Here is a 12,143-nt window from a genome sequence, read left to right on the forward strand (position 1 = left end):
TTGATCAATGTATTGATAAGCAGTATTTTGCGAAAATACAGTGAAACAAAATGAAACAACAAAAATGACTTATCGGTCATTTTTTGTTTCACGATTGCGATTTTTTTGAACGATAAATACCTAAACCATGAATAAGTTTAACGAGAAATTTAAGCTGATATTCGTCCCTTTTTTTCTGATTGGTGCGCTTACTATTGCGGGATACACTTTTTTGCATTGGCTGTTATGCATTAAAACAACAATAGTTACAGTAGATGAAGATGTAACCAATTTTTTTATTCCGTTTGCACTACCATGGATCCCGATGCTGATCTGGTTAATGCCGAAACTAAAATTACTTAACCTCAAAAATAAGAGCGGAAAAGGCGACCCGCTTATGGGCTACCTGATGGTGGCTTGGTTTGCCATCGGGCTACCTACAATTATAGCTCAGGAATATCTTATTACTGCTACCGGAACGCTGACTAGTATCGACAACATCGGGCAGATCAATCAACAGCCGTTAACTAAGTATTACACACTTAAACATTACTATATCGATAAAAGGTTGGTGAGGGTAAAACCGGTATTTGAAGTTAGTGGCAAATACAATGAACATTTTGACATGAGCATATATGCGCCATGCCCTATTTATGATAAAAATTACCATCCGGCATCTTATACAATAACAAACAAAACCCAGCAAAACAGAGACACATCGTTTAAAAAGATACCGGCTAACCTGCTAATCATAGTTAATGGCAAACCAACATCGAGGGAAGAGTTCGTATCTATCCCTCCGAATGAGATTCAAACAATAAATGTATACAAAGGAGCGGCAGCAGTTGCTTTATATGGCGATGCAGCTAAGAACGGCGTACTCACTGTAAGGCTTAAAACCAATAATTTTGAACCACTGGTCGAAAAGAATATGCCCGCCCCCTTGGCATGGTTAGCTGTTAAATATCAAAAGACCATCAGCAATAGACTATCGTCACAAGAAAAAGACGATAGTTATAAACAGTTTGCTAAGAAAAGCCAGGATGATTTTAGTTCAAAGCAATTAGAAGACTTTGTTTACCTGGATAGAATTGGCGCAGGTAAAGATTTGAGAAACTATATAAAAGCAGTTAAATTGGGAGCCTCGGATAACATACCGCTAATCATTTTATCGCCGGTAAATGAGCCGTTTGCCAGCAGAAACGGCAGCAAATTGCCGTGGATATTTGGTTCTTTCGGTATCGGCGCAGCTTTGTTCCTGATGGGCTTGCTGTTTAAACCATTAAAATCGGGCGATTTGGTTACAATAGCAGAGAAAGAACGCAAAAGGTCCAAATTAGATCTTCAATTCTTTAAGATTTTTTGGCCCCAAAAGACTCATTTTGCTACCTCGCTTATTATTGATATCAATTTAGCGATATTTATTATAATGGCTTTATCGGGCTTAGGTTTTATGACCTTTAGCGGTGATGACCTTTTAAAACTCGGCGCCAACTATCGGCCGTATGTAATTGATGGCCAGTACTGGCGATTGATAACGAATATGTTTTTGCATGGCGGTTTCATGCATGTGTTTTTTAATATGTATGGATTACTCTTTGTCGGGATATTTTTGGAGCCTTTACTGGGGCGTAACAAGTTTGTGTTGACTTATCTAATCACAGGGATAATAGCAAGCTTCGCCAGTATATTGTGGCATCCCAATACGGTGAGTGTGGGTGCCTCAGGCGCTATATTTGGCATGTATGGTATTTTCTTTGCACTGCTTACTACTAGTTTATTTCCGAAGGATTTTCAAAAGTCTTTCCTCATAAGCACTTCGTTTTTTATAGGCTATAACTTATTATACGGGCTGACTGGGGGCATCGACAACGCTGCACACATAGGAGGCCTGGTAAGCGGATTCGTCATCGGCTATATCCTATATCCCGGGTTGAAAAGCAAATCGACAGAAAAAGATACGGAACAGCTGCTGGATGAGTTGACGGGTAAAAAGAAGGTGGAGACAGTGGATGGGGAGTAGATTCAGCCTACCGCAAGCTAACTTATAATCCGCGTCATGCCGAACTTGTTTCGGCATCCCATCAGGTACAATAAAGTATTGTTATCATTTACTTTTCAAGTGGGATGATGAAACAAGTTCAGCATGACTATTCCTTCAGCACGCTCACTTACTCCCGCAACCGCTCATCCGTATAAGTAATCTCCGTACGGCCGTGCTTTATGGGTTTGCCACTCTCGTCAACTGCTACAAATACAATTTTGTCTATCGTCAGGATGGTTTTCTGGGTGATTTTGTTGCGTACGGCGCAGGTTAGGGTGATAGAGGTGTGCCCAAAATGAATAGCCTTAATGCCCAGCTCAACAATATCGCCCTGGCGCGCCGAGTTGATGAAATTAATTTCAGACATATACTTGGTAACGCAGCCGGTGGTGCCCAGCTGTATAATGCTGTAAATAGCGGCTTCTTCGTCAATCCAGGCCAGCAGGCGGCCGCCAAATAATGTGCCGTGTGCGTTCAGGTCTTCGGGCTTAACCCATTTACGTGTATAAAAATTCATGTGGTACTAATTATACCGCAAATATAGCTAGTTATCGTCATCATCCATATCTACATCCTTGCCCGTGGCAGACCATTCTACCCTCAAATCATTGATAGTTTGGGTGGTGGCGCCTATCTCGGCGCGGTATTTTACCTGGTCGCGGTCTCTAAACTCCTTATATAATAATATATACAACTTACACTCCTGTAATATCAGCTTTGATTTAATAACGGCTATTTGCTTCTTTTTTTTAGGCAAGGTAAGCCTGGCAAAACGGTACGCTATGCCTTTAAGTGTATCAATTTGTGGCAGCGCTTTCTGGTTAAGCGTCATCAATACGGTATCATGGCCAATGTTATGGTTGCCATAAAAGTCGCGTTCTATATCGTCAGACAGTCTTTGAGTTTCATGGGTCAGCGCTCTCATTTCCCTGAGCTGGTAAATGGGAGCAAAGGCCAGGCAGCAACCGGTATAAATTACAGTGACAGCCGTAGCTGCCAGCGTTAATACATTTTGCTTCTGATTTTTCAAACCCAGGTAGGCCAGCCAGCCAAATAAATAACCCGATATCAACCCACCAAAATGTGCCGCATGGTCCACTTGTTTTCCAATAGGGATAATACTGTAGGCTACAAATATCGAGGTGCTTATCAATAACGCCCTGCGCGCACTGGCTTCGTAAAATTTAGTGCTTAGTAAAGCCAGTAAGATCCCAAACAAACCAAATATAGCGCCCGATGCACCAGCCGCCACGCCGTGGTCATGCCATACTACCGATGTTATGCTGGCGCAGATACCGGTGAGTAAATACAAGATCAGGTAATTCCATTTGCCCAGCTTTACTTCAATGAGCGAGCCAATGTAAATCAGCACCACCATATTACCGGCAAGGTGTAGTAATGAGAAATGCGAAAATATGCTGGTAACCAACCGCCAAACCTGCCCGCTTAAAACCGGGTTGCGGCTGCTAAAGCCAACCGATAGGTACAGGTTTTCGATGGTATCATTAAGGTGTCTGAAATAATGAAAGTTTCCGTTAAGACCGCTATGGTGCCGCGCTGCATTAAACAAGCCCGCATAAAACAAGGCTATCATAATTATACGCGTCAAAAAGAATGCTGCAATATTAACCAGTACTAAAATGGGCGTTATAAAATATCTTGACCGGGGCGTAAAAGCCGCGAAGAAATCGCGTAATTTTTCCTTATAACCCATAGGCGGGTCGGTAAGCGAGATAAACTGATTGTCGGGGATGCTATCTATCAACTGCTGGGTGGTTTCCTGCAGCGTATCTTTTAAGTGATATTCTACATACTCAATTTCGCCGTTTAGCAGCAACTCCAGGTTTTTGGCGTTTTTACCATAGTCGGTAAAAAACATCTGGTAGCCTACGCATTCACTTTTAATAACCACGTTATTGCCAACCATGCGGGCAGAAACCTCTTCGGCATAGCTTTCCCATGATATTGGCGTGTAGCCTATAATGCCGTCGTGGTCAAAATAGCCAATGCGCCAGCCCAGGTTATTGAATGCATGGTATAGTAAGGTTAGGTAGTAATCGGCGCTATAGTCGCCCAGCGGAATGGTAATTACTTTACGTGGTGATATGCCCCAGCCTATTCCTGAATCGCTGTGCGGAATGGTAATTAATTTACGTGGTGATACGACCCTGGCCATAATTGGTTAGTGACAACTTTGATAAATATAACTGATTTGGCTTGTTGTGCAAAGGCGTAGCGGTGATTTTAGAGAATGTTGAATTAGGGCGTTTCCGCTGATAGAAGCGGGCGGGCTTTCCATTCATACGCCTGCGAGGCCTTAATCACGGGCCGGTATCCATTTCAATCCCTAACGCAGGGGGACTCACCCCGACTACGCTGCGCTGGTCAACCCTCTCTTCCGCAAGCGGGAAAGAGGGTTTTTTTAATATCGAATAATGAATTTTGAATATCGAAATTACCCCTTCATTATTCATTATTCAACATTCGGTATTCGATATTTCAACCCTCTTTCCGACGAAGTCGAAGAGAGGGTGGTCGAGCGAAGCGACGACCGGGTGAGTCCCCCGCGTTAGGGGTAGCAGCGGATACCGGCCCGTGACTAAGGCCTGCGCAGTATGAGCGGATAACCCGGGCCGGAGGCAACGTCATGGTAGAGATAGATAATGTTGTCATTGCGAGCATAGCGTGGCAATCGCAAGGAAGTAGGCTGTAGCGCGTGCGATTGCTTCGTCGTCCCTCCTCGCAATGACAATAGTATTATTAATGGTTTCACCAAACTTTTTCACCCACACATTTAAAACCCCGACATTTCCGCCGCCAATTACTTAACAAGCCTTGTTAAATAGTGATGCTTTATGGGTGCCAACCCCTCATATAATCAACTTTTTAAAGCTTTTAAATATTTATGAAAAAATAACTTGGTAACTATTTGACAATTAAAGTAAAGTTGCTATCTTTGCCGTCCCTTTACGGGGGAAATAATATGCCTTGAACGAAGCCCTACTGCTTCGATGGGCAATAACACATAAAGAAATGTCAGGAATAATTGGTAAAAAAGTAGGAATGACCAGCATATTCGACGACTCAGGGAAAAACATCCCTTGTACAGTTATCGAAGCTGGCCCTTGCGTAGTAACACAAGTAAGGTCTGTTGAAACAGACGGTTATGCAGCTATACAGCTTGCATATGGCGAGAAAAAGGAGAAAAACACTTCAGCTCCGTTAAAAGGCCATTTCCTTAAAGCCGGAACAACCGCAAAACGTAAACTTGTTGAATTTAAAACTTTCGAAGATGAAAAAGCTTTGGGTGACACTGTTACCGTAGAGATTTTTGCTGAGGGAGATTTTGTCGATGTAGTGGGTACGTCAAAAGGTAAAGGTTTTCAAGGTGTGGTTAAGCGTCACGGTTTTGGTGGTGTGGGTATGCAAACTCACGGTCAGCACAATCGTTTACGTGCTCCGGGTTCATTAGGTGCTTCATCTTGGCCATCAAGAGTATTCAAAGGTATGCGTATGGCAGGCCAAATGGGTAATGAGCGCGTTAAAATTCAAAACTTAGAAGTATTGAAAGTATACGCAGAGCAAAACCTGTTAGTAGTTAAAGGTTCCATCCCAGGGGCTAAGGGTTCATTCGTTATAGTGGATAAATAAGATGGAAGTTAAAGTATTAAACGTATCAGGTAAAGAAACAGGTGCCAAGGTGCAGCTTCCTGAAGCTATATTCGGTATAGAGCCCAATGATCATGCAATCTACTTAGACGTTAAGCAATTTTTAGCTAACCAACGTCAGGGTACGCATAAATCAAAACAACGTAATGAAATTGCAGGTTCAACCCGCAAATTATATAAACAAAAAGGTACAGGCGGCGCCCGTGCCGGTAGTGTAAAATCTCCATTATTTAATGGTGGTGGCCGTGTATTCGGTCCGCAGCCCCGCGATTACAGTTTCAAATTAAACAAGAAACTTAAAGTGTTGGCTCGTTACTCTGCCTTATCATACAAAGCTCAGGAGAGCAATGTATTGGTTTTAGAAGATTTTAGCTTTGACTCGATCAAAACTAAAAACTACATAAACCTGGTTGCAGGTATTAACGCTACTGATGTGAGAACATTATTGGTATTGCCTACAGCAAATAACAATGTGTATTTATCAAGCAGAAACCTTAAAAAGACCAAGGTTATTACAGTTGACCAAATTAACACTTATGATGTGTTAAACGCTGGTAAACTAGTGTTGACAACCGGTGCTGTTAAAATTTTGGAGGAAGCATTAGCTAAGTAATATGGAAATTTTAAAGAAACCCTTACTTACTGAAAAAGTAGCTCAATTAACTGAGAAGCTTAACCGTTATGCTTTTATAGTTGACCCGCGGGCTAACAAAATTCAGATCAAAACAGCAATCGAAGCCATGTATGGCGTTAATATTACTGCTGTTAACACAATGAGATACGTTGGAAAACTGAAAAGTCGTAACACAAAAGCTGGTCCTGTTTCAGGTCGCTCTGCTACTGTGAAAAAAGCGATCATCACGTTGAAAGACGGTGAAACAATAGATTTTTACAGCAATATATAATTAAGACATGGCAGTAAAGAGATTTAAACCGGTTACCCCGGGTACCCGCTTCAGAGTTGATGTATCTAACTCGGATATTACAACAAACGTTCCTGAAAAGTCGTTGGTTGTATCGGTTAACACCAGATCAGGTGGTCGTAACCACAGCGGTAAAATGACTATGCGCTACCTGGGTGGTGGCCATAAACAAGCATACAGATTAATTGATTTCAAACGCAATAAATTTGACATCCCTGCAAAAGTTGCTACTATCGAGTATGATCCTAACCGTTCTGCACGTATAGCCCTGCTACACTTTGTAGACGGTGAAAAAAGATATATGATCGCTCCGGAAGGTTTAACCGTTGGCATGACCGTAGTGTCAGGCGAATCGGTAGCACCAGAAGTGGGTAACACCATGCAATTAAAGTCAATACCTCTGGGTTCAATCATTCATAATATTGAATTGAATCCTGGTCAGGGTGGTGTGATAGCACGCTCTGCAGGTACTTACGCACAGCTTTCAGCACGTGATGGCAAATACGCTATCATCAAATTGCCTTCAGGCGAAACCCGTATGATCTTAGCTACTTGTTTAGCTACTATCGGTACCGTTTCAAATGGCGAAAGAGCAAACGCAGTATTGGGTAAAGCTGGTCGTAACCGTTGGTTAGGCCGTCGTCCAAGAGTTCGTGGTGTAGCCATGAACCCGGTAGATCACCCTATGGGTGGTGGTGAGGGTAGAGCCTCAGGTGGTCATCCACGCTCACGTAAAGGTTTGTTAGCTAAAGGCTACAAAACCCGTGACAAGAAAAAAGGGTCTGATCGTTATATCATTGAAAGAAGGAAGAAATAATAATGGCACGTTCAATTAAAAAAGGACCTTATATTGACCATAACCTAGACAAAAAAGTCTTGACGTTAAATGAGTCAAATAAAAAATCGGTTGTAAAAACATGGTCACGTCGTTCCATGATTTCTCCTGATTTCGTTGGTCATACATTCGCGGTACACAACGGTAACAAATTTATACCTGTGTATGTAACAGAAAATATGGTTGGTCACAAGCTGGGAGAGTTTGCGCCGACCCGTACATTCCGCGGTCACGCAGAAAAGAAAAAATAAGCAATGGAAGCAACAACTAAAATCAAAAAGTCTGTATTGATCAGACAACGCAAGGAGCAAGAGAAGGCTCAGCAAGGTGGCGCTTCTGTTGCGAAACTGCAGAATTGTCCAACTTCACCACGTAAAATGCGTCTGGTGGTTGACCTTATCCGCGGTATAGAAGTTGAAAAAGCGTTAAACACTTTGAAATTTCTGAATAAAGAAGCTGCAATTCGTGTTGAAAAACTTTTAGTATCAGCCATCAAAAACTGGGAAGCTAAAAACGAAGGTCAACGCGTTGAAGACAGCAACTTAATTGTAAAAGAAGTATCAGTAGGCGGTGGTCGTCAAAACAAAAGAATGCGTCCGGCTCCTCAAGGTAGAGGTTACCGTATCCGCAAACGTTCAAACCACGTAACGCTAATTGTAGGCTCTAAAAACGATATCAACTAATAAAATGGGACAGAAAGCACATCCAATAGGTAACAGATTAGGAATCATCAGAGGTTGGGATTCTAACTGGTTCGGTGGCAACAACTACTCCGATAAATTAGTTGAAGACGAAAAGATCCGCAAATACTTATCAGCGCGTATTAATAAAGGTGGCGTATCTAAAGTAGTTATCGAACGTACTTTAAAACGCATCACGGTAACAATCCACACTGCCCGTCCGGGTATCGTGATTGGTAAAGGTGGTACCGAAGTTGATAAAATCAAAGAAGAGTTGAAAAAACTGACTAAAAAGGAAGTTCAGATTAACATCTTCGAGATTAAACGCCCAGAGCTTGATGCACAACTAGTTGCAGAAGGCATAGCAAAACAACTTGAAGCACGTATCTCTTTCCGTCGTGCCATGAAAACTACAATTGCTTCAACCATGAGAATGGGTGCAGAAGGAATTAAAGTAATGACATCAGGCCGTTTAGGTGGCGCTGAGATGGCACGTAGCGAACAATATAAAGAAGGAAGAATTCCATTGCACACTTTCCGTGCAGACATTGACTATGCATTGGCCGAAGCCTTAACTACTTATGGTAAAATAGGTGTTAAAGTATGGATTTGCAAAGGCGAAGTTTATGGCAAACGCGATCTATCTCCAAACATTGGTGGTACAAGCAGCGCCAGCGGTAAAGGTGGACGCCCTGAAGGTGGTGCCGGTTTCGGTAACGATCGCAGAGGTGGCAATGAAAGAGGTGGAGAACGTGGTGGAGAGCGCAGAGGCGATCGTAAACCAGGTGGTAACAACAACCGCCCAGGTGGTGGTGGCCCAAACAGAGGTGGCAATAATAACAGCCGCCCGGGTGGTGCTCCAAGAAGATAATAACAGAAGTTAGAATTAATATATCGAATACGATATAAAAGCTTAAGAAAATGCTACAGCCAAAAAGAACGAAGTTCAGAAAGATGCAAAAAGGCAGAATGAAAGGTTTAGCCACTCGTGGTGCCGAACTGTCATTTGGATCTTTCGGTGTAAAATCACTCGAAGCCGCCTGGATCACCAGTCGCCAGATCGAGGCTGCACGTATTGCTGTAACACGTTACATGAAACGTGAAGGCCAGGTGTGGATCAGGATATTCCCTGACAAACCCGTAACCAAAAAACCAGCAGAGGTACGTATGGGTAAAGGTAAAGGTGCTCCGGAATATTGGGTAGCGGTAGTTCGCCCCGGAAGGATCATTTTTGAAGCAGAAGGTGTGCCTTTAGAAGTTGCAAAAGAGGCATTACGCCTGGCAGCTCAAAAGCTACCGGTACAAACAAGATTTGTTGTACGTAACGATTATGTACAAGCATAAATAAAGATTGTTGTAGGTTATAAGTTGTGAGTTATAAGTGATTATAAGATTCTTACAACATACAACTGGCAACTTGTAACTGATAATAATAATTGAAAATGAAGAACTCAGAAATTACAGGCCTCGCAACTGAAGAGTTGGTTGCAAAATTAGGAGAGGAAAGAGCAAATCTAACCAAGCTTAAATTTGCACATGCGGTTTCAGCGATTGAGAATCCAACCCGTATTACAAAAGTGCGCAAGGATATTGCTCGTTTAAATACTGAATTAACTAAGCGTAAGGCAGCGCAAGCTTCTGAACAAAATTAATTTTTTACGCGTCGAGGAAAATGGAAAGAAATTTAAGAAAAACACGTACCGGACTGGTAGTAAGCAATAAGATGGAAAAATCTATTGTAGTATCAGTAGAGCGGAAGGTGAAGCACCCAATCTATGGTAAGTTTATTAAGAAAACTACCAAGTTTATGGCTCATGACGAAGACAATACCTGTGGTATCGGTGATACGGTACTGATCATGGAAACTCGTCCACTGAGTAAGAGCAAAAATTGGAGATTAGTTCAAATTATAGAAAGAGCTAAATAAGATGGTACAACAGGAATCAAGATTAAATGTAGCTGATAACAGCGGCGCTAAAGAAGTTTTAGTGATCCGTGTGTTAGGCGGTACCGGTAAAAGATATGCCTCTATAGGTGACAAGATTGTAGTAACTGTAAAAAGTGCGCTGCCATCTGGTAACATTAAAAAAGGTACAGTATCTAAAGCCGTTGTGGTTAGAACCAAAAAAGAGATCCGCAGAAAAGATGGCTCGTACATCCGTTTCGATGATAACGCGGCCGTTTTGTTAAACAACCAGGATGAGCCGAGAGGCACACGTATCTTTGGCCCTGTTGCAAGAGAATTGCGTGAGAAACAATTTATGAAAATTGTATCACTAGCTCCGGAGGTATTGTAACATGGGAAATAAGACACAAACACAAGGAAAATTAAAGATCCGTAAAGGAGATTTAGTTAAAGTTATAGCCGGCGATTCAAAAGGATCTCAAGGTAAAATAGTTGAAGTAATAATAGCTAAAAACAGAGCTATTGTTGAAGGTGCTAATATGGTATCAAAACATACCAAACCTAACGCAGCTAACCCTAACGGTGGTATTATTAAACAAGAAGCTGCTATACACATTTCAAACCTGGCTTTGGTTGATCCAAAATCTGGCGTTGCAACACGTGTTGGCCGTAAATTGAATGATGCCGGTAAACTGGTAAGAGTAGCTAAAAAATCAGGGGAGGAAATCAAGTAATGGAATACACACCACGATTAAAATCGAAATATAAAGCAGAGATACGTACTGCGCTGAAAGATAAATTTCAGTACAAAAGCGTAATGCAAGTTCCAAAACTGGAAAAAATTGCAATTAACCAGGGTGTTGGTGGTGCTACTACCGACAAGAAACTGATTGAAAACACAATCACTGAGTTAACTACAATCACCGGCCAGTTAGCGGTTTCTTCGAAATCTAAAAAAGATATCTCAAACTTTAAATTGCGTAAAAATATGCCGGTAGGCGTACGTGTAACTTTACGCGATAATACCATGTATGAGTTCTTAGATCGTTTGATCTCTGTTGCTTTACCACGTATCCGCGATTTCAAAGGTATCAATGATAAAGGTTTTGACGGAAGAGGTAATTATACTTTAGGTATTACCGAGCAAATCATCTTCCCTGAAATCAACATTGATAAAATTAACAAAATTCAGGGTATGGATATTACCTTTGTAACCTCTGCAACCAACGATGTTGAAGCATTAGAGTTACTTAAGCAATTTGGTTTACCATTTAAAAATCAAACTCCAACTAACAATGGCTAAAGAAGGTGTAAAAGCACGCGAAGTAAAACGTGCTAAGTTAGTAGCAAAATATGCTGAAAAAAGAGAGGCTTTAAAAGCAGCTGGTGATTATGTAGGTTTAGATGCGCTTCCAAAAGCGTCGTCACCGGTAAAACTACACAACCGTTGTAAATTAACAGGCCGCCCTCGTGGTTATATGCGCCAGTTTGGTATTTCGCGTGTTACATTCCGCGAAATGGCATTAGCCGGCAAGATCCCGGGAGTGAAAAAAGCTTCTTGGTAATAAGCGTAAAGCTGAAAGACTAAAGCAAAAAGCTTTGAGCCTTCGGCTTTTTGCTTTAAGCTTAAAAAAAAAGAATTAACAGACGGCAGGTCGTCCCGAAGGGTTCGAGAAGGAAACCACCATCACAAACAATAGATAATGAATACAGATCCAATCGCAGATTATCTTACCCGTGTAAGAAATGCTATTAAAGCCAACCACAGGGTTGTTGAGATTCCTGCATCTAACCTGAAAAAAGAAATCACTAAGGTTCTTTTTGACAAAGGTTACATTGCAAACTACAAGTTTGAAGAAAACGGTCCGCAAGGCACTATTAAAGTAGCTTTAAAGTACCACCCAATCACCAAAATTTCTGCTATCCGTTCTATCGACCGTATCAGCAGACCTGGTTACAGAAGATATGCAGGCACCAGCAATATGCCACGCGTATTAAATGGTTTAGGTATCGCCATCCTGTCAACTTCTCACGGCGTAATGACCGATAAAGAAGCACGTCAGCAAAATGTGGGCGGCGAAGTTTTATGCTACGTTTATTAATCAGA

18 protein-coding genes are annotated in these 12,143 nt (G+C 41.8%); 16 read left to right on the forward strand and 2 right to left on the reverse strand.

Translation table 11 applies throughout. The features are described from left to right. The first annotated feature begins 127 nt into the window (after positions 1 to 127). Complete coding sequence (locus HB679_RS07305) at positions 128 to 2,002, forward strand: rhomboid family intramembrane serine protease (RefSeq protein ID WP_214071310.1); 1,875 nt, start codon at positions 128 to 130, stop codon at positions 2,000 to 2,002. 148 nt (positions 2,003 to 2,150) lie between these two features. On the opposite strand, the gene HB679_RS07310 is transcribed toward HB679_RS07305, so the two are convergent. Both HB679_RS07310 and HB679_RS07315 read right to left on the reverse strand, forming a co-directional pair. Next, positions 2,151 to 2,540 (reverse strand): hotdog domain-containing protein, encoded by a 390-nt coding sequence (locus HB679_RS07310; protein WP_214071311.1) that lies wholly within the window; start codon positions 2,538 to 2,540, stop codon positions 2,151 to 2,153. 27 nt (positions 2,541 to 2,567) lie between these two features. Beyond that, complete coding sequence (locus HB679_RS07315; protein ID WP_214071312.1) at positions 2,568 to 4,199, reverse strand: rhomboid family intramembrane serine protease; 1,632 nt, start codon at positions 4,197 to 4,199, stop codon at positions 2,568 to 2,570. A gap of 857 nt (positions 4,200 to 5,056) precedes the next feature. On the opposite strand from HB679_RS07315, the gene rplC reads away from it, so the two are divergent. From rplC to rpsH, 15 genes are all read left to right on the forward strand, one after another. Beyond that, complete coding sequence (gene rplC / locus HB679_RS07320) at positions 5,057 to 5,674, forward strand: 50S ribosomal protein L3 (RefSeq protein WP_214071313.1); 618 nt, start codon at positions 5,057 to 5,059, stop codon at positions 5,672 to 5,674. Between the two features lies 1 nt (position 5,675). Then, on the forward strand, positions 5,676 to 6,305 hold the full coding sequence (gene rplD, locus HB679_RS07325; RefSeq protein WP_214071314.1) for a 50S ribosomal protein L4: 630 nt from the start codon (positions 5,676 to 5,678) through the stop codon (positions 6,303 to 6,305). A gap of 1 nt (position 6,306) precedes the next feature. Beyond that, complete coding sequence (rplW, locus tag HB679_RS07330; RefSeq protein ID WP_214071315.1) at positions 6,307 to 6,597, forward strand: 50S ribosomal protein L23; 291 nt, start codon at positions 6,307 to 6,309, stop codon at positions 6,595 to 6,597. A gap of 7 nt (positions 6,598 to 6,604) precedes the next feature. Next, on the forward strand, positions 6,605 to 7,432 hold the full coding sequence (rplB, locus tag HB679_RS07335) for a 50S ribosomal protein L2 (protein ID WP_214071316.1): 828 nt from the start codon (positions 6,605 to 6,607) through the stop codon (positions 7,430 to 7,432). A 2-nt stretch (positions 7,433 to 7,434) separates the two neighbouring features. Then, complete coding sequence (gene rpsS, locus HB679_RS07340; protein ID WP_194107141.1) at positions 7,435 to 7,701, forward strand: 30S ribosomal protein S19; 267 nt, start codon at positions 7,435 to 7,437, stop codon at positions 7,699 to 7,701. Between the two features lie 3 nt (positions 7,702 to 7,704). Continuing rightward, entirely contained in the window at positions 7,705 to 8,133 is a 429-nt protein-coding gene (gene rplV, locus HB679_RS07345) for a 50S ribosomal protein L22 (protein WP_214071317.1), read from the forward strand. A 4-nt stretch (positions 8,134 to 8,137) separates the two neighbouring features. Next, complete coding sequence (rpsC, locus tag HB679_RS07350; protein WP_214071318.1) at positions 8,138 to 9,001, forward strand: 30S ribosomal protein S3; 864 nt, start codon at positions 8,138 to 8,140, stop codon at positions 8,999 to 9,001. Between the two features lie 50 nt (positions 9,002 to 9,051). Then, on the forward strand, positions 9,052 to 9,474 hold the full coding sequence (rplP, locus tag HB679_RS07355; protein ID WP_214071319.1) for a 50S ribosomal protein L16: 423 nt from the start codon (positions 9,052 to 9,054) through the stop codon (positions 9,472 to 9,474). A 98-nt stretch (positions 9,475 to 9,572) separates the two neighbouring features. After that, a complete protein-coding gene (gene rpmC / locus HB679_RS07360) occupies positions 9,573 to 9,782 on the forward strand; it encodes a 50S ribosomal protein L29 (protein WP_214071320.1) in 210 nt (69 codons plus the stop codon). Positions 9,783 to 9,802: 20 nt separating this feature from the next. Then, on the forward strand, positions 9,803 to 10,057 hold the full coding sequence (rpsQ, locus tag HB679_RS07365) for a 30S ribosomal protein S17 (protein ID WP_214071321.1): 255 nt from the start codon (positions 9,803 to 9,805) through the stop codon (positions 10,055 to 10,057). Position 10,058: 1 nt separating this feature from the next. Then, entirely contained in the window at positions 10,059 to 10,427 is a 369-nt protein-coding gene (gene rplN / locus HB679_RS07370) for a 50S ribosomal protein L14 (protein WP_066006038.1), read from the forward strand. 1 nt (position 10,428) lies between these two features. After that, positions 10,429 to 10,770 carry a 50S ribosomal protein L24 gene (gene rplX / locus HB679_RS07375; protein WP_214071322.1) on the forward strand — a complete coding sequence of 114 codons (342 nt, stop codon included), beginning with the start codon at positions 10,429 to 10,431 and terminating at the stop codon, positions 10,768 to 10,770. After that, positions 10,770 to 11,339, forward strand: a complete 570-nt coding sequence (rplE, locus tag HB679_RS07380) for a 50S ribosomal protein L5 (RefSeq protein ID WP_214071323.1) — start codon at positions 10,770 to 10,772, stop codon at positions 11,337 to 11,339. Before rplX ends, rplE begins: the two co-directional genes overlap by 1 nt. Further along, positions 11,332 to 11,601 carry a 30S ribosomal protein S14 gene (gene rpsN / locus HB679_RS07385; RefSeq protein ID WP_214071324.1) on the forward strand — a complete coding sequence of 90 codons (270 nt, stop codon included), beginning with the start codon at positions 11,332 to 11,334 and terminating at the stop codon, positions 11,599 to 11,601. Before rplE ends, rpsN begins: the two co-directional genes overlap by 8 nt. A 135-nt stretch (positions 11,602 to 11,736) precedes the next feature. Beyond that, a complete protein-coding gene (rpsH, locus tag HB679_RS07390) occupies positions 11,737 to 12,138 on the forward strand; it encodes a 30S ribosomal protein S8 (protein ID WP_346345146.1) in 402 nt (133 codons plus the stop codon). Positions 12,139 to 12,143 lie beyond the last annotated feature (5 nt).

It is taken from the genome of Mucilaginibacter sp. dw_454, assembly GCF_018449775.1.
GTDB lineage: Bacteria > Bacteroidota > Bacteroidia > Sphingobacteriales > Sphingobacteriaceae > Mucilaginibacter.

Bases quoted from the DNA above. Each gene is read 5' to 3' on its own strand.
- HB679_RS07305 (WP_214071310.1), top strand. From the start codon at position 128: ATGAATAAGTTTAACGAGAAATTTAAGCTGATATTCGTCCCTTTTTTT.
- HB679_RS07310 (WP_214071311.1), bottom strand. From the start codon at position 2,540: ATGAATTTTTATACACGTAAATGGGTTAAGCCCGAAGACCTGAACGCA.
- HB679_RS07315 (WP_214071312.1), bottom strand. From the start codon at position 4,199: ATGGCCAGGGTCGTATCACCACGTAAATTAATTACCATTCCGCACAGC.
- rplC (WP_214071313.1), top strand. From the start codon at position 5,057: ATGTCAGGAATAATTGGTAAAAAAGTAGGAATGACCAGCATATTCGAC.
- rplD (WP_214071314.1), top strand. From the start codon at position 5,676: ATGGAAGTTAAAGTATTAAACGTATCAGGTAAAGAAACAGGTGCCAAG.
- rplW (WP_214071315.1), top strand. From the start codon at position 6,307: ATGGAAATTTTAAAGAAACCCTTACTTACTGAAAAAGTAGCTCAATTA.
- rplB (WP_214071316.1), top strand. From the start codon at position 6,605: ATGGCAGTAAAGAGATTTAAACCGGTTACCCCGGGTACCCGCTTCAGA.
- rpsS (WP_194107141.1), top strand. From the start codon at position 7,435: ATGGCACGTTCAATTAAAAAAGGACCTTATATTGACCATAACCTAGAC.
- rplV (WP_214071317.1), top strand. From the start codon at position 7,705: ATGGAAGCAACAACTAAAATCAAAAAGTCTGTATTGATCAGACAACGC.
- rpsC (WP_214071318.1), top strand. From the start codon at position 8,138: ATGGGACAGAAAGCACATCCAATAGGTAACAGATTAGGAATCATCAGA.
- rplP (WP_214071319.1), top strand. From the start codon at position 9,052: ATGCTACAGCCAAAAAGAACGAAGTTCAGAAAGATGCAAAAAGGCAGA.
- rpmC (WP_214071320.1), top strand. From the start codon at position 9,573: ATGAAGAACTCAGAAATTACAGGCCTCGCAACTGAAGAGTTGGTTGCA.
- rpsQ (WP_214071321.1), top strand. From the start codon at position 9,803: ATGGAAAGAAATTTAAGAAAAACACGTACCGGACTGGTAGTAAGCAAT.
- rplN (WP_066006038.1), top strand. From the start codon at position 10,059: ATGGTACAACAGGAATCAAGATTAAATGTAGCTGATAACAGCGGCGCT.
- rplX (WP_214071322.1), top strand. From the start codon at position 10,429: ATGGGAAATAAGACACAAACACAAGGAAAATTAAAGATCCGTAAAGGA.
- rplE (WP_214071323.1), top strand. From the start codon at position 10,770: ATGGAATACACACCACGATTAAAATCGAAATATAAAGCAGAGATACGT.
- rpsN (WP_214071324.1), top strand. From the start codon at position 11,332: ATGGCTAAAGAAGGTGTAAAAGCACGCGAAGTAAAACGTGCTAAGTTA.